The sequence below is a fragment of the Brevibacterium sp. R8603A2 genome (genome assembly GCF_023072605.1).
GTDB classification, from domain to species: Bacteria; Actinomycetota; Actinomycetes; order Actinomycetales; family Brevibacteriaceae; genus Brevibacterium; species Brevibacterium pityocampae.
Map to the genome: position 1 here is coordinate 1 of NZ_JALLGN010000017.1, position 15,670 is coordinate 15,670.

Annotated in this window: 17 protein-coding genes, 1 tRNA gene and 1 pseudogene; 13 read left to right on the forward strand and 6 right to left on the reverse strand. The window is 71.1% G+C overall.

From position 1 onward, the window contains the following. On the reverse strand, positions 1–193 hold a 193-nt coding region (locus tag MTQ12_RS13780; RefSeq protein WP_247619077.1), incomplete at its 3' end, for a helix-turn-helix domain-containing protein. A gap of 72 nt (positions 194–265) precedes the next feature. Between MTQ12_RS13780 and MTQ12_RS13785 the strand changes: the two genes are divergently transcribed. Next, positions 266–1,003 (forward strand): DDE-type integrase/transposase/recombinase, encoded by a 738-nt coding sequence (locus tag MTQ12_RS13785; RefSeq protein WP_247619111.1) that lies wholly within the window; start codon positions 266–268, stop codon positions 1,001–1,003. A gap of 56 nt (positions 1,004–1,059) precedes the next feature. Here MTQ12_RS13785 and MTQ12_RS13790 read toward each other — a convergent pair. Beyond that, a tRNA-Pro gene (locus MTQ12_RS13790) sits at positions 1,060–1,133 on the reverse strand. Between the two features lie 107 nt (positions 1,134–1,240). Between MTQ12_RS13790 and MTQ12_RS13795 the strand changes: the two genes are divergently transcribed. The 9 genes and pseudogenes from MTQ12_RS13795 to MTQ12_RS13835 all read left to right on the forward strand — a co-directional run bounded on the left by MTQ12_RS13795 (position 1,241) and on the right by MTQ12_RS13835 (position 8,500). Next, a complete protein-coding gene (locus MTQ12_RS13795; protein ID WP_247619078.1) occupies positions 1,241–1,498 on the forward strand; it encodes a hypothetical protein in 258 nt (85 codons plus the stop codon). Positions 1,499–1,572: 74 nt separating this feature from the next. Beyond that, positions 1,573–2,577 (forward strand): DUF881 domain-containing protein, encoded by a 1,005-nt coding sequence (locus tag MTQ12_RS13800; protein ID WP_247619079.1) that lies wholly within the window; start codon positions 1,573–1,575, stop codon positions 2,575–2,577. Then, a complete protein-coding gene (locus MTQ12_RS13805) occupies positions 2,574–2,906 on the forward strand; it encodes a small basic family protein (RefSeq protein ID WP_137319977.1) in 333 nt (110 codons plus the stop codon). The genes MTQ12_RS13800 and MTQ12_RS13805 overlap by 4 nt, the downstream gene beginning before the upstream one ends. Further along, positions 2,903–3,715 (forward strand): DUF881 domain-containing protein, encoded by an 813-nt coding sequence (locus MTQ12_RS13810; RefSeq protein ID WP_247619080.1) that lies wholly within the window; start codon positions 2,903–2,905, stop codon positions 3,713–3,715. Before MTQ12_RS13805 ends, MTQ12_RS13810 begins: the two co-directional genes overlap by 4 nt. A 239-nt stretch (positions 3,716–3,954) precedes the next feature. After that, positions 3,955–4,359, forward strand: coding sequence for a glycine cleavage system protein GcvH (gcvH, locus tag MTQ12_RS13815; protein WP_137319975.1), 405 nt, complete (start codon positions 3,955–3,957; stop codon positions 4,357–4,359). 755 nt (positions 4,360–5,114) lie between these two features. Then, positions 5,115–5,411, forward strand: a pseudogene (locus MTQ12_RS13820) (FHA domain-containing protein); the annotation flags it as partial. A gap of 13 nt (positions 5,412–5,424) precedes the next feature. After that, complete coding sequence (locus tag MTQ12_RS13825; protein ID WP_137319973.1) at positions 5,425–5,901, forward strand: bifunctional nuclease family protein; 477 nt, start codon at positions 5,425–5,427, stop codon at positions 5,899–5,901. Positions 5,902–5,967: 66 nt separating this feature from the next. After that, positions 5,968–7,368, forward strand: a complete 1,401-nt coding sequence (locus MTQ12_RS13830; RefSeq protein WP_247619112.1) for a 3-deoxy-7-phosphoheptulonate synthase class II — start codon at positions 5,968–5,970, stop codon at positions 7,366–7,368. A gap of 94 nt (positions 7,369–7,462) precedes the next feature. After that, positions 7,463–8,500 (forward strand): GntG family PLP-dependent aldolase, encoded by a 1,038-nt coding sequence (locus MTQ12_RS13835; RefSeq protein WP_247619081.1) that lies wholly within the window; start codon positions 7,463–7,465, stop codon positions 8,498–8,500. A gap of 7 nt (positions 8,501–8,507) precedes the next feature. On the opposite strand, the gene MTQ12_RS13840 is transcribed toward MTQ12_RS13835, so the two are convergent. Together MTQ12_RS13840 and MTQ12_RS13845 are read right to left on the reverse strand one after the other, a co-directional pair. Beyond that, the gene (locus MTQ12_RS13840) at positions 8,508–10,442 is read right to left on the reverse strand and encodes a PASTA domain-containing protein (protein WP_247619082.1); all 1,935 of its coding nucleotides are present in this window, start codon (positions 10,440–10,442) and stop codon (positions 8,508–8,510) included. Beyond that, positions 10,439–11,605 (reverse strand): LysM peptidoglycan-binding domain-containing protein, encoded by a 1,167-nt coding sequence (locus MTQ12_RS13845; RefSeq protein WP_247619083.1) that lies wholly within the window; start codon positions 11,603–11,605, stop codon positions 10,439–10,441. The genes MTQ12_RS13840 and MTQ12_RS13845 overlap by 4 nt, the downstream gene beginning before the upstream one ends. Before the next feature lie 124 nt (positions 11,606–11,729). On the opposite strand from MTQ12_RS13845, the gene MTQ12_RS13850 reads away from it, so the two are divergent. Further along, a complete protein-coding gene (locus tag MTQ12_RS13850; RefSeq protein ID WP_247619084.1) occupies positions 11,730–12,083 on the forward strand; it encodes an Rv2175c family DNA-binding protein in 354 nt (117 codons plus the stop codon). A gap of 102 nt (positions 12,084–12,185) precedes the next feature. On the opposite strand, the gene MTQ12_RS13855 is transcribed toward MTQ12_RS13850, so the two are convergent. Next, entirely contained in the window at positions 12,186–13,265 is a 1,080-nt protein-coding gene (locus MTQ12_RS13855) for a polyprenyl synthetase family protein (RefSeq protein WP_247619085.1), read from the reverse strand. Beyond that, entirely contained in the window at positions 13,262–13,834 is a 573-nt protein-coding gene (locus MTQ12_RS13860; protein WP_137319967.1) for a hypothetical protein, read from the reverse strand. The genes MTQ12_RS13855 and MTQ12_RS13860 overlap by 4 nt, the downstream gene beginning before the upstream one ends. Positions 13,835–13,862: 28 nt before the next feature. Between MTQ12_RS13860 and dinB the strand changes: the two genes are divergently transcribed. Together dinB and MTQ12_RS13870 are read left to right on the forward strand one after the other, a co-directional pair. Beyond that, on the forward strand, positions 13,863–15,104 hold the full coding sequence (gene dinB, locus MTQ12_RS13865; protein ID WP_247619086.1) for a DNA polymerase IV: 1,242 nt from the start codon (positions 13,863–13,865) through the stop codon (positions 15,102–15,104). Positions 15,105–15,212: 108 nt separating this feature from the next. Then, positions 15,213–15,635 (forward strand): DUF3040 domain-containing protein, encoded by a 423-nt coding sequence (locus MTQ12_RS13870; protein WP_247619087.1) that lies wholly within the window; start codon positions 15,213–15,215, stop codon positions 15,633–15,635. Positions 15,636–15,670: the final 35 nt, after the last annotated feature.

Consider the following 15,670-nt stretch of genomic DNA (forward strand, 5'->3'; position numbering starts at 1 on the left):
GGGAGGATGGTCCGGACCTGCCGGCCACCAGGGCGGTCTTGCCGGCTTCCAGGAACTCGGCCTTCCACCGTCCGATGGACTGCTCACTGACTTTCTCCTTGCGTGCCGCTTCGGCGATGGACATCTCCCCGGCCAGCACGCTCAGCACTATCCGGGTCTTCTTCTCCGCCGGAATCGAGGGTGGTCTACCCATGTCTGACTCTCCTTCAGGACCTACATAACGGCCCTGCCACTAAATCTGACGCGCGACAGTTTCGAAGCCGAGCTGCCCAACGGCTGCTGGCAATCAGACTTCACCCACGTCCGACTCGCCGACGACACCGACGTCGAAGTCATCACCTGGCTCGATGACTACTCCCGCTACGCGCTGCACATCTCCGCCCACCCCCGCATCACCGTCAACACCGTGGTATCCACATTCACCCGCACCACCAGCAGCCACGGCCTCCCGGCAGCCACCCTGACCGACAACGGACTCGTCTACACCGCCCGCTACCGCGGCGACATCAACCGCTTCGAGAAACACCTGCGCGCCCACGACATCGAACAGCGCAACGGCACCGGCAACCACCCCCAGACCCAAGGGAAAGTCGAACGCTTCCAACAGACGATGAAGAAATGGCTCGCCGCCACCGAACCGGCCACCACGATCGCAGAGCTCAACACCCGACTCAACGCGTTCGCCACCATCTACAACACCCAGCGCGTTCAGAGCGCGAAGAAGACCACCCCCTACGCCGCCTACATCAGCAAACCCAAGGACACGCCCTCACCACTGCCGGCCGACACTACCCGCTACCGCCACGACCGGATCGACAGAACCGGGAAAGTCAGCCTCCGCTACGACTCCCGCATGTACTCCATCGGCGTCGGCCGAACCCACGCCCGAACCCGCGTCGTCCTCATCATCAAAGACCGCCACATCACGATCGTGGACAAGACCACCGGAGAAGTCATCCGCGACCTCACCCTGGACCCCACACGCCGTTACCAGAAGCAATGAAAAACACCCCGAACCATGGGTTCGGGGTGTTTCCGATGTACTGAGACATCACACTGTCGGGCTAGCGGGATTCGAACCCACGACCTCTTGACCCCCAGTCAAGCGCGCTACCAAGCTGCGCCATAGCCCGATTGGTCCGCCCTGCGGCGAAACGATCCTGGACAACCTTATACCCCGCCCGCCGTGCGGGCAAAAACGGCCGGCACCCCGCGGGCCGGTGACGCGTAGACTGGCCCGATGTTCGTCATCTTCGGTTTCGGCAAGCGGCAGAGACCCCAGGGCCCCGGCGCGCTGCGCGACTGCCCGCGCTGCCACAACACCACCCGGTGGAACCGGATGCGCGAGTTCTCCCAGTTCACCCTCTTTCTTCATCCCCATCGCGCGCTGAGGCCGCCGCGAGTTCGAGACCTGCGGCATCTGCACCGCCTTGATCGAGGTGTGACCCACCCGCAGCGTGATCCGCACGGACCCCGCCGGTCCGCGCTCCTGGACTGAGTGCGACACCGGCCCGGATATGCCACGATGGGGGATCGACGCGGCATCGGGACGGACGAGACGAGGAGGGGCGCGTGGCGGACGAGCACTCCGAGGACCCCCGAGCACGCGCAGAAGGCTGCGACCGGGAGCCGCCGATCTCCGAGAGGCGCGCCGCCCTCGCCGCCTCCGACACCCGCCGCTCCCACAGCCGCCGCTCCGACCCGGCGCGCGCCCGCCGCTTCGCCGAGCGCCGCATCTCCTCGCGCGAATCCGACCGGCCCCGCACCTCGTTCTCCGAATCCCTGCTCGAATCCCTGTGGAACCGCACTCCGGAGCCCGACTACGAGATCGCGGCGAGCAAGAAGGTGCCCCGCACCACCGGATCGCGGATGATGTTCGGCGCTGTCGCCGTCGTGCTCGGGCTGACCTTCACCGTCGCGGTCGTCCAGCTCACCCGCACCGAGGACGGGGAGCGGGGCACCGCCGATTTCCTCGCCGGGCAGATCGAGTCCCGGCAGCAGGACAACGAGCGGCTCGCCTCCGACATCGAGGAGCGCACGGCTGCGCTCGCCTCCGCTCAGCGCTCGGCGCTGACCGAGGAGCAGAGCCGCGAGCTCGACGCGCTCGCCCGCACTGCCGGCGCCGAGGAGCTCACCGGCCCCGGCACGATCATCACCCTGCGTGACCAGGACCGGGCCGAGGCCGAGGACGACCCCCGGCAGACCACCGCCGCGGAGAACCGGGTGCAGGACATCGACCTGCAGATCGTCGTCAACGGGTTGAACGCCGTCGGTGCGCAGGGCATCGCGATCAACGGCCACCGGCTCACCTCGGCCTCGGCCATCCGCTCGGCCGGCAGCGCGATCCTCGTGAATTTCGATCCGCTTGAACCGCCCTACGAGGTCGTCGCGATCGGCGACGAAAAGCTCGGCGACCGGTTCCTCGCCGCACCCGCAGCCGACTACCTCACGACGATCCGGACCGAATACGGGATCGGCTCGCAGATCTCCCGCGAGGAGCGCACCCTGCCCGCGGCCGAGGTCTCCGCCCCGCGCTTCGCCGAACGCACCGACCCCGGACCGGAGGCCATTCTGTGATCGCCATCATCGGACTCGTCATCGGGATCGGGCTCGGGATCATCCTCGACCCGGCCGTCCCCGCCGTCATCCAGCCCTACCTCCCGATCGCCGTGGTCGCCGCGCTCGACGCGCTCGCCGGTGGCCTGCGGGCAGTGCTCAGCGGGAACTTCGACGACCGCGTCTTCGTCATCTCCTTCTTCTCCAACTCCCTCGTCGCCGCGCTCATCGTGTTTATCGGCGACAAGCTCGGAGTCGGCTCGCAGCTCTCCACCGGCGTCGTCGTGGTCCTCGGCATCCGCATCTTCACCAACGCCGCGGCCATCCGCAGACAGCTGTTCAAGGCATGAGCACCGGCGACCTCGATCCGCGGGAGCGACCGGAGTCCGGTCCGCCCGGGCCCAACCCGGAGCCGGAGCACGCCGGCACCCGGGAGCAGGCCTGGGAGAGGCTGCGCTCCGCCTTCGGTCTCTCCTCCTGGCGCTCCCAGGCGCTCGCCGGAGTGCTCTGCGCGCTGCTCGGTTTCGCATTCGTCGCCCAGATCCAGCAGACCGAAGAATCCGGCCTCAGTCAGCTCTCGGAGACCGAGCTCGTCCGGGTGCTCGACGACATCGACGACCGCAACGCCCGGCTCGAGTCGGAGGCCTCCCAGCTGAGCCGGGACGAGCAGGAGCTCGAATCCGGTTCTAATCAGCGCGAGGCCGCCCGGCAGCAGGCGCGCGACCGGGTCGAGGCACTGTCGATCCTCGCCGGCACCGTCGCCGTCACCGGGCCGGGCATCGTCGCCACGATCGACGGCTCTGCAGGCGTCGTCACCGCGGCGAACCTCGTCACCTTCGTCCAGGAGCTGCGCGATGCCGGGGCCGAGGCGATCGACATCAACGGCACCCGGGTGGTCGTCGACACCTACTTCACCGAGTCCGAGGACGGCAGGCTGCGCGTCGCCGGCACGGATCTCAGCCGGCCGATCACCATCACCGCGATCGGCGAGCCGGACACCATGGCCACGGCGATGCGGATCCCCGGCGGCGTCGCCGACACGATCGAGCAGCGCGGGGGCAGGTTCACCGTGGAGACGCATGATGCGGTGGACATCGACAGCGTGGTCGCCCCGGCCGAGGGCGAGGACGTCGACAAGGGTGGCGAGGGCGGCGGCTGAACAGGGGCGGTGCGCGGAGCGATCCGAACCCGGAGGTGCGTGAACCGACGCCCGCATCATGGCTGGTCAGGGGCGCAGCCGGGACCGGCGGGCGAGCGGCCTCCGAGCAGGGGTGCGGCGCCCCGCTCGACCGCGGAACAGCACCCGGATAAGGTGTGTGACGAATTCGTCGCCCGAATGTTACCTGAGGTGGGCGAACGGCTATGCTGGTGGCACCACCACACGACGCAGGAGATGACATGGCTCAGTTGGACTTCCCGGCCGACCTCAAGTACTCGCGCGATCACGAATGGGTCGCCGGTACGGGGCAGGACGCCGTCGTCCGAGTCGGGATCAGCGATTTCGCCCAGGACTCCCTGGGAGACGTCGTGTTCGTCGACCTGCCTGCCGTCGGTGACACCATCACCGCAGATGAGACCTGCGGGGAGATCGAGAGCACGAAGAGTGTGTCCAACGTCGTCGCCCCTGTCAGCGGAGAGGTCGTCACGGTCAACGACGAGGTCGTCGAGACCCCGGAGACCGTCAACTCCGACCCCTACGGCGCCGGCTGGCTCTTCGAGGTGAGGATGAGCAGCCCCGCCGAGGCGGACGCGCTCATGGATGCAGACACGTACAGCCAGGAAGTGGAAAGCGAGGGAGCCTGATGTCCCAGCAGCACGACCCCCGGAACGACTCCGGAGTCCCGCAGGCCCCCTGGTACGGCGGCACCGACGAGGAGCGGGCTCCGAAGACCTTCCCGTTCGGGGACCAGGGCGAGCAGCCCGGTCCGCAGGGTGAGGCCGACGGCGGCGCGCAGCCGCCGACGCAGAACCACGCCCCTGTCACGCCCGCTCCGCACGCCCAGGCCGGTTCCGCGCCGCAGCACGGTCAGTGGCAGCAGCCGCAGGACCAGGGACAGTACGGCTCGCAGGGACAGCCCTACAGCCGGCAGCAGGCCCCCGTGCACCAGGAGCAGTGGCAGCAGCCGCAGAACGGCTCCCAGGGCCACGCCTACGGCACCCAGCAGGCGCAGCCGTCCGGCGACCAGGGTCAGTGGCAGCAGCCGCAGGACCAGGGACAGTACGGCGCACAGCAGCCCTACGGCTCCCAGGGGCAGCCCTACGATGCACCGGCGCCGCAGCACGGTCAGTGGCAGCAGCAGGATCAGGGTCAGTACGGTTCGCAGGGCCAGCCCTACGGCGACCAGGGCCAGTGGCAGCAGCCGCAGGACCAGGGTCAGTACGGCTCCCAGGGCCAGCCCTACGGCGCCGTCGGGGGACCGCAGGACCACCAGACCGACTCCGGCCGGGCCGCGCCCGCGGACTCGCAGCCCCAGTCGCAGCAGTTCCAAGGGTTCCTCGACCCGCACACCGGTGAGATCCACCCGGTCCCGGATCTCGCGCACCTGCAGGATTCCGATGCGCTGCTCGTCGTGGTCTCCGGCCCGGACGCCGGTGCCCAGATCCTCCTCGACACCGATGTCGTCACCGTCGGGCGCAGCCCGAACGCCGACATCTTCCTCGACGACGTGACCGTGTCGCGCAAGCACGCGGAGTTCGTCCGCACCCCTGCCGGATTCACCCTGCGCGACACCGGTTCGCTCAACGGCACCTACGTGGGCCGGCAGCTCATCGACTCCGTGGAGCTGCAGAACGGTGCCGACGTGCAGATCGGCAAGTTCCGGATGATCTTCCAGCAGCGACCGCGGACCGCCTGAGGCGGGGCTGTCCATGGCCGCTGTCGAAGTCGAGGTCGTCGGGGTGCGCATCGAGCTCCCCGCCAACCAGCCCATCCTCCTGCTCAAGGCGGTGAACCTGCCCCGGTTCCTGCCGATCTGGATCGGCGCCGCAGAGGCGAACGCGATCGGGATCGTGCAGCGCGGGCTGACACCGCCGCGGCCGCTGAGCCACCACCTCATGCTCGACATCCTCGAAGCGCACGGCGACAGCCTGAGCCGAGTCGTGATCACCGGTCGGGAGAACCACACCTTCCTCGCCGAGCTCCGCACCGAGGCCGGCAAGACGATCTCCGCCCGACCTTCCGACGCGATCGCGATGGCGCTCATCGCCGACAGCCCGGTCTATGCGGCCGAGGAGGTCGTCGCGGAGAACGGCATCGACGCCCCGGCGCCCGACGAGGAGGAGGTCGCGCAGTTCCGCGAGTTCCTCGACCACGTGTCGCCCGAGGACTTCGAGGGCCGGTCCTGAGCCGCCGCACGTCCCGCACCCGCCCGCCCCATCACAACGATCGAACCAGGTGAGACATCCGTGAGCTTGAATACCAGCCGACTGTACGAAGCCGCCGGACAGGCCGAGGCCAGCGAGGAGACCATCGCCGGTCTCGACGCCTGGCGCTCTCTCGAGCCGCTGCAGCAGCCGACGTATCAGGACGCCGAGGAGCTCGCAGGGGTCCTCGACCGCCTGCGCGAGGTGCCGCCCCTGATCTTCGCCGGCGAGGCCGACCGGCTGCGCGACCACATCGCGCAGGCGTCCCGCGGTGAGGCCTTCGTGCTCGCCGGGGGAGACTGCGCGGAGTCCTTCGCCAGCGCCTCCGCCGACGCCATCCGGCGCCGTGTGCAGACGGTGCTCCAGATGGCCGTCGTCCTCACCTACGGCGGATCCCTGCCGGTCGTCAAGATCGGCCGGATGGCCGGGCAGTTCGCCAAACCGCGGTCCTCGGACATGGAGACCCGCGACGGTGTGACGCTGCCGTCCTACCGCGGCGACATCGTCAACGACCACGAGTTCACCCCCGAGGCGCGCCGTCACGACCCGAACCGGCTGCTCGACGCCTACCACGTGTCCTCGTCGACGCTCAATCTCATCCGCGCCTTCACCACCGGCGGCTTCGCGGACCTGCGCCTCGTCCACGAGTGGAACCGCGGCTTCCTCGGCTCGAACCCGAACTACCACCGCTACGAGCAGCTCGCCCGCGAGATCGATCGCGCGCTCAAGTTCATGGACGCGTGCGGAGCCGATTTCGACGCGATCGGCTCCGTCCAGTTCTTCTCCGCCCACGAGGCGCTCCTGCTCGAGTACGAGCGCGCTCTCACCCGGATCGACTCCCGCACCGGCGACCCCTACGACGTGTCGGGCCACTTCCTGTGGATCGGCGAGCGGACCCGACAGCTCGACTCCGCCCACGTCGACTTCCTGTCGCGGGTGAAGAACCCGATCGGCGTCAAGCTCGGACCCACCGCCACCGCGGACGACGCGCTCGCGCTGGCCGACAAGCTCGACCCCAAGGGCGAGCCCGGCCGCCTGACCTTCATCACCCGGATGGGCGCCGAGGTCATCCGCGAGCGCCTCCCGAAGCTCCTCGGGGATATCGGCGATCGCCTGCCCCAGGTCACCTGGGTGTGCGATCCCATGCACGGCAACACCATCACCTCGAACACCGGCTACAAGACCCGTCGCTTCGAGGACGTCATGGGCGAGGTCGCCGGCTTCTTCGACGCCCACTACGACGCCGGCACGATCCCCGGCGGCCTCCACATCGAGCTCACCGGCGACGACGTCACCGAGGTGCTCGGCGGGGCCTCCGAGATCGACGAGGAAGGCCTGCGGCGGCGCTACGAGACGCTCGTCGACCCGCGCCTCAACCACGACCAGTCCCTCGAGATGGCCTTCCAGGTCGCGGAGTACCTCACCGACCGCCAGAAGACCCAGCACTGACGAGGCCGGGACCGGAGCACCGCACCGGCGGGGAACCCCCGCGACCGCGACGCCCCGCACCCACGGCATCCGCACACACCCCGGGAGGGCCCCGATGATCGATCTGCGCTCCGACACCGTCACCCGCCCCACGCCGGACATGCGCCGCGCGATGGCCGAGGCCGAGGTGGGCGACGACGTCTACGGCGAGGACCCCACGATCAATGCCCTCGAGGAGCAGGTGGCTGGACTGCTGTCCCATGAGGCGGGCCTGTTCTGCCCCTCGGGGTCGATGACGAACATGCTCGGCATCGCCGCGCAGGTGCCCCGCGGCTGGGAGGTGCTCGCCGACCACCGCGCGCACATCCTGCGCGCCGAGTGCGGCGGGCACGCTGCGCTGGCCGGCGTCACCTCCCGCACCTGGGTGTCGGCCGACGGCACCTTCGACGCCGCGCAGGCGCTGTCCATGGTGAGCCGCCCGCGCGGCTACAACCAGGTGGGCACCGCGGTGATCTCGGTGGAGAACACCCACAACTTCAGCGGGGGCCGGGTCGCCGACATCGAGCAGCTGCGCACCCTCCACGCGCGCACCCGCGAGCTCGGGGTCTCCGTCCACGTCGACGGCGCGCGGATCGCGAACGCCGCCGCGGCCACCGGGGTCGGACTGGGGGAGTACGGCGCGCTCGCCGACTCGGTCTCCCTGTGCCTGTCCAAGGGGCTCGGAGCGCCGGTGGGCAGCGTGCTCGTCGGCTCCGCCGAGCTCATCGCCGAGGCGCGCGTACTCCGCAAGCGCTACGGCGGGGGCATGCGACAGGCGGGGATCCTCGCCGCGGCCGGCCTGTGGGCGCTCGAGCACAACCTCGAGCGACTGGCCGAGGACAACGCGGCCGCGGCCCGGATCGCCCGCGCCATCGCCGAGGTCGACCCGGCGGTCGTCGACCCGGACACCGTGGACACGAACATCGTCTTCATCGACCTCGGCCCCACCGGACTCGACGCGCAGGCCTACGCCGCGGCGACCGAGGCCTCCGGGGTGCGGGTGTCGGTCATGGACGAGGATTCGGTGCGGATCGTCACGCACCTCGACGTGTCCGCCGAGGATGCCCGGCGCGCCGGGGAGATCCTCGCCCGCAGCCTCGCCGAGAACGCCTGATCCGGAGTCAGTCCGTCTTCTCCTCGGACTCCGCCTCGTCCTTCTTCTCGCCGTCGGCGGGCTCCTTGCCCTTCGACACGGTGAGGATGACGAGCTCGCCCGGGCCCACCTGCTTCTCTCCGCGCGGCCACTGCGAGATCACGCGTCCCTTCTCGACGGAGTCGTCGTACTTCTCCTCCTTCGCCACGAGGAAGCCCAGGCGGGTGAGCTTGCCGAACGCGGTGTCGTACTCGAGCCCGGTGACGATCGGCACGGTGACCGGGGCGACGCCCTTCGACACGACGAGGTCGACCGCGGTGCCCGGCGACACCTGTGCGCCGGCCTCCACCGACTGGGACATGACTTCGCCGTCGGGCACGCTCGACGAGTGCTCGCGCGACACCGTGCCGACGGTGAGGCCGGCCTCCTCGAGCGCGGTGCGCGCCTCCTCCTCGGTGCCGCCGGCGGTGTCCGGGGTGCCGAACAGCTCCTCGCCCTTCGACACGAGCACGGTGACGACGGAGTCCGGGGCGAGCTCGGTGCCCGGCCCCGGTTCGGTGCCGACGACCTTGCCCGCCGGCACTGCGGTGTTGAAGACCTCGTGGGTGCGGACCTCGAGCCCGGCATCGGTGATGGTGCGGGAGGCGTCGCGCTGATCCTGGCCGGCGACCGCGGCGGGCACCGCTGCCATCGGCTCCTCCGTGGGTGTCACGCCCCAGGCCACAAGGCCGAGCGCGACAGCGGCGGCGAGCACTCCGGCGACCCGCTTGCGCGGCCCGCGGCGACCGCCCGGACGGGTGCCCGCGCCGCCGTGGGGCCCGCCGCCGGACCCGGCGAGCATCCGGGTGCGCTTCGTGCGACCGGGACCGGTGGAACCCGCCGCCCCGTGCGCACCGGCGGAAGCACCGGCAGCGGCGACCCGGGAGTCCTGTGCGGCTCCGGTGTCGACGTCCCGCTCCGCGTCGTCGTCCTCCTCGTCGGCGAGGTAGGGGATCTCGTCGGTGCGCGCCCGCGGCTCCTTGGGCTCGGGCTGCTCTGGATCCTCGTCGATGACCATCGTCGCGGTGAGCACGGGGGAGTGGGCGGTGGGGTCGCCGTCGCCGGTGGCGAGGTCGAGCTCGGCCTCGGAGAGCGACATCCGCGCCTCGGTGAGCGCGGTGCGCAGGGCGCTCGCGCCGCCCGGCCGGTCGTCGGGCTCGCGGGAGGTCGCCCACAGCACGATCGCGTCGAGCAGGGGGCTGATCCCGGCGCGCGATTCCGAGGGGGCGGGCACCGAATCGTGGACGTGACGGTAGGCGACCTGGATCGGCACCTCGTCGGTGTACGGCTGGGAGCCGGTGAGCATCTCGTAGAACATGATGCCGAGCGTGTAGAGGTCGGTGCGCGCGTCGGCTCCCGTGCGGGTGACGAGCTCCGGGGCGACGTAGCCGACCGTGCCGATCAGCGTCTTCGTCGTCGTCGCGCTCGTCACCGCCCGGGCGAGGCCGAAATCGGCGAGCTTGATCTGGCCGTCGGTGCCGAGCAGCACATTGTCCGGCTTGAGGTCGCGGTGGATGATGCCGGCGGCGTGGACAGCCTCGAGCGCTGCGAGGATCGAGTCCATGACGACGATCGCCTGGCGCGGGCTGAGCCGGCCGCGGTGCCCCAGCTCCTTGCGCAGCGTCACCGACTCGAGGTACTCCATGACGAGGTAGACGACGTCGCCGTCGCGACCCTGGTCGTGGACGGCGACGAGGTTGGGGTGGCTGAGGCGCGCGGCGTTGATCGCCTCGCGCTTGAAGCGCTCGACGAAGGTGTCGTCGCTGAGCAGGTGGGCGTGCATGACCTTGATCGCGACCTCGCGGTCGAGCCGCAGGTCGGTGCCGCGGTACACCATGGCCATGCCGCCGCGGGCGACGACCGCCTCGATGCGGTACCGCTCGTCGAGCACGATGCCGAGCAGCGGGTCCTGGAGGGCCATCATGATTTCTGCTCCTGTGTCCTGAATCGGTCCTTCTGGACCTGCACTGCGCGCACGTAGCGCCGGGTGTCCGCGTAGGGTCCGTTCTCCTGCACCGAGCTCAGCCCCTGGTAGTAGCCCGCGAGTGCCTGCGACTCGGAGTCCGCGGTGCGGGTGAGCCAGCGCAGGATCGCCGTGCCGGCGGTGATGTTGTCCGCGGCGTCGAGGATGTCGAGATCGCGGCCGGCGAGCTGTCCCGCCCAGGCCCCGGCGGCCGGCGAGACCTGCATGACGCCGATCGCGTTCGCCGGGGACACGACGCGCTGATTGAACCCGGACTCCTGCTGGGCGACGGCGAGCGCGAGGCTCGGGTCGACGCCGAGCTGCCGGGCGATCGAGGCGACGAGCGCGGTGATCTCCGTCCGGTGCGGGGCCGGGCGGGCGGCGAGGGTCTGTTTGTTGATCCGAGCGGCGGTGTGGACCGCGGCGGGGTAGGCGCGGCCCTCGAAGGCGCGCGGCAGATGGGGGAGGTCGGTGACGGCGGGCGGCGAGGGCCGCTGGCTCGATGCGCCGGTGCCGGAGAGCGCGAGGAGCTCCCCGGTGCGCAGGACCGTCGAGGTGCCCATCGCGTTCGCCCGCTGGAGCGCCGGGACGGTGGTGCCGTGCCGGTGCGCGATCGCGGCGAGCGTATCACCGGGGCGCACACGGTGCCCGGCCGGCGCCGGGACCGAGGCCTGCTCGGGCAGGGAGAGGACCTGGCCGGGGCGGACGTCCGCCTTCCCGCGCAGGCGGTTGAGCTCGAGCAGGGCGGGGGCGGACACCCCGTGCTTCGCGGCGATGGAGATCACCGTGTCCCCGGTCCGCACCTGGTAGGTGCGCCCGCCGTGGGACACCGGGACCGCGGCGGTCGTGGTGCCCGAGGTGAAGCCGGGCCCGTCGACGACGAAGGGAAGCTGGGGAGCCTCGGTGACGGGTGCCGCGGCCGCCTCGAGCGGTGCGGTGGGGCCGGGGGCCGGGGCAGGACGGGAATCCGGCTGCAGCGGGGAGCCGGGGGCATCGGGGTGCGCGGCCTGAGCGGGAGCGGTGCCCGCGAGGAGGGCGGCGACCATGAGGGGCGCGGACGCGGCGGCAGTGCTGTACGCCCGTCGGGCCCGCGGTGAGGCGGGACGCGTCGCTGGAGTGCTCATGCGATGACCTGCAGTTCATAGGGGGAAGACAAGCTGCGGATGGAGTCATGACCAGCCTAGCGAGGAGACGGCGCAGAATCGGGTGAGCGTGCGCGCCCGGCGTGTCGGGCAGTACCCTGGACGGGTGAGCACAGCAGAGACCCTCGTAGAGGAATGGACGACCCTGCCCGATATCGCCGAGGACACCGGCGTCGGCATCTCGAAGGTGCGGCGCTGGGTCGAGGACCGGGCGATCGCCGGATTCAAGCACGGCGACCCGATGGTGTTCCGGGTGCCGGCCCTCTTCATCGACGGCGAGGCACCCGTCCCGGCGCTCAAGGGCACCCTCATCCTCCTCGAGGATGCAGGCTACGACGCCGAGGCGGCGATCGCCTGGCTCTTCACCCCCGACGACACGCTGCCCGGGCGGCCGATCGACCTGCTCCGGGCGAACAACAAGGGCGAGGTGCGCCGCCGCGCCCAGGCCCTGGCCTTCTGATCCGGCTCCCGGCCAGCTGATCCACCCGGCTGACTCGACCCCCGGACTGCTGAGCCGCGCCGCGCTCACCGAGCCGTCGCGATCGGCGTCGCGGAGCCGGCGTCAGGCGGCGCGGCGGGTGAGCCGGAGGATGTACGCCTCGAGCAGCGCGCGGTCCGTCGCGGCGAGCGGGAGCTCGGCGAGCGCGGACTCCGCGCGGGTGGTCTCCGCATCAATCTGCTCCTCGAACGCGGCGAGCGCGCCGGTCGAGATCAGCAGCTCCTCCATTCGGCCGATCTCCGCATCGGTGAGGTCCGCGGCGCCGAGGCGCTCGGCGAACCAGGCGGCGGTGTCCGGATCGAGGCGGGTGAGGGCGGAGCCGACGAGCACGGTCTTCTTGCCCTGGCGCAGGTCGTCCCCGGCGGGCTTGCCGGTGACCTGCGGGTCCCCGAACACGCCGAGCTCGTCGTCGCGGAGCTGGAAGGCGCGCCCGAGCGGCAGCCCGAACTCTGCGAGCGCGGCGAGCTGGTCCTCGTCCGCGCCGCCGAGCGCGGCACCGAGCAGGAGCGGGTGCTCGACGGAGTACTTCGCGGACTTGTAGGTGAGCACCTCGCGGGCGCGATCGATGAGGTCCGCGGGCTCCACCGGTGCGGCCTGGAGCCGGATGTCGAGGAACTGGCCGACCATGACCTCGCGGCGGAAGTCGTCGTGCCGGCGGACGGCCTCGGGCTCCGCGAGCCGGGAGAGCCCGGCGGAGCTGTAGATCTCCTCGCTCAGCGACAGGCACAGGTCGCCGGCGATGATCCCGGCGCCGGTGCCGTAGAGGGCGGCGTCACCGGCCCAGCCGCGCTCGGCGTGCGCGGTGCGGTGCGCGGCATGGACGGCCGGACGCCCGCGGCGGGTGTCGGAGTCGTCGATGATGTCGTCGTGGATGAGGGCTGCGGCATGGAGCAGCTCGACGGACGCGGCGACCCGGGCGATGCCGGGCTCCGCAGCCGCGTCGCCGCCGCCGAGCTCGAAGCCCCACCAGGTGATGAGCGCGCGGATCCGCTTGCCCTTCGCGGTGAACTCGCGGATCGGGTCGATGAGCTCCGCGGCGCTCGGTGAGATCGCGGCGAAGGAGTCCGCTGCGGCGCTCAGTGACTCGGCGAGCGCGGTGTCGACCCGCTCGATGACGGCGGCCGGTGGGGTGAGCCGGCTCACGGAGCGACCACGCCGCCGACGGTCACGAGGCGCTTCGCCTCGTCGTCGGGGTCGGGGCCGATCGAGACGGACACGGTCTGCGCGTCGCCCTCGGCGTGGAACGCCTGCGTGGTCACGCCGTCCTTCGACCCGGCCTCGCCGACCGCGGCGAAGCCGTGGCCCTCGAGGGACTCGGTGTAGAAGGACAGGATGTCCTCCTCGGACATGTCGGTGCGCATGACGAGCGCCGCGTTGACCTGCTCGGCCGGCGCCTCCTCGCCCTCGGGGGCCTCCTCGCCCTCGGCCGGGGCGGATGCATCTGCGGACTGTCCGGCCTCCCCGGCGTCGACGGTGCCGAGCGAGGAGGAGATGATCTCGCTGTCGGGGAGCTGCTCGATCGCGGCCGGGAAATCGGGCAGCAGGGCACCCTGGGTGGTCATCACACCGGGGGTCCGCTCCTCCTCGGTCGGCTCGGCGGACTCGGCCGCCGCGGGAGAGGACTCCTCCGTGACGGGGTCCGGAGCGGTGCAGGCGGTCAGCGCCGCAGCGGTCGCGAGTCCGGCGCCCATGAGCGCGATTCGATGTATCATGCTCTCGAGTTTACCGGGCAGGGGTGAGATGAGTCGAAAGCAGCTGTCGCGCTCCGGCGGGGACCTCGCCGCGCTCGGCACCGACGACACCGGGTGCACGATCCTCCACCTCGACATGGACGCCTTCTTCGTGTCCGTCGAGCTCCTCGAGCGCCCCGAGCTCATCGGCACCGCAGTCATCGTCGGCGGTCGCAGCGGCCGCGGGGTCGTGGTGTCGGCGAGCTACGAGGCCCGCGAATACGGCGTCCACGCGGCGATGCCGATGTCCCGGGCGGTCGCCCTGTGCCCGCACGCCACGGTGATCCCGCCCTCGAAGGGCCGCTACGGCGCGTTCTCCCGCCAGGTGTTCGAGGTCGTGTCCACGGTCACCGAGGACTACGCGCAGGTCAGCGTCGACGAGGGCTACCTCGATGTGAGCTCCGCGCTGCGCCGGCTCGGCCGCCCCGCGCGCATCGCCGCGGACCTGCGGGCAGCGATCCGGGAGCGCACCGGACTGGCCGCGTCGATCGGTGCGGCCGACAGCATGGTGGTGGCGAAGCTCGCCTCGGCCCGGGCCAAGCCCGACGGTCTGCTCGTCGTCCCCGTCGCCGAGGTCGCCGACTTCCTCCGCCCGATGCCGGTCGAGGCGCTGCCCGGGGTGGGTGCCCGCACGCAGTCGGTGCTCGCCCGCTACGGCATCCGGCAGATCGCCCAGCTCGCCGATGCCGACCCCGCCTGGCTGCAGCGCATCCTCGGCTCCGCGGGGATCACGCTCCACGGCTACGCCCACGGCCGTGACGGGCGCACGGTCCACAGCTCCGCGCGGGACCACACGATCAGCGGCGAGCACACCTTCCCGCACGACGTCGCGGACCCCGCAGTGCTCGAGCTCGAGCTGCTCCGGCTCGCCGACACCGTGGCCTCCCGCCTGCGCGGCGAGGGCAAGGCGGCGGCGGTCGTCGGGCTCAAGTACCGGCTGGCGGACTTCACCACCTTCTCCCGCTCGGTCACGCTCGCCGCCCCGTCCGACGTCGCCACCGAGCTCCACGAGGCGCTGCTGCCGGCCCTCCACCGGCTCCGCGAGGCGCACGCGCAGCCGGTGCGGCTGCTCGGGCTGCGGGCCGCCGACCTCGTCGACATCTCCGCCGCCGGGCGCCAGTCCACGCTCGACGAGCCCGAGCACTCGCCGCGCGAGGCCGAACTCGCCCTCGACGCCGTGCGACAGCGGTTCGGGAGCGCGGCGATCAGCCAAGCATCCTTGATGCGGAGGAAGCGCGACCGGGGAGGCTGAGTGGTTCGTCAGAGATTCCGACCAATGGCTGCGGCCGGATGTCCAACTCGGCGTCGGCGGACTATGATGGGGATACTCAGTTTTCCGCGTGTGCACTAGGGGGCCGGCATGCCGCTTTCGGACCATGAACAACAGCTGCTCGATCAGCTCGAGAAGCAACTGCGCAGCGAGGACCCCCGCTTCGCCCAGAACATCACGCAGCCGCGCAGCGAAGCCGGCTCGCCGATCTCGGCCAAGCGGTTCGTCGGCGGTGCGCTCGCGCTCATCGCCGGGGCGGCCGTGGTCGTCGCCTCGATCTATCTCTTCGAGCTCCCCTTCAACGTCATCGGCGGGGTGATCGGCTTCGCGATCATGGTGCTCGGCGGCTATTGGGCGGTCGCCGGGAACGATGCCCCGTCCGCGGCGCCCACCGGCGCCGCCGATTCCACGACCCGTGCGCCGGGTAGGGCGAAGAGCGCCGCCGGCGGCGCGAACGGCGGCTTCATGGATCGCCTCGAGGACCGCTGGGACAAGCGCCGCCGCGACGAATGATCAACCGCGACCCCTGACCCGAGCACCACGCGGAC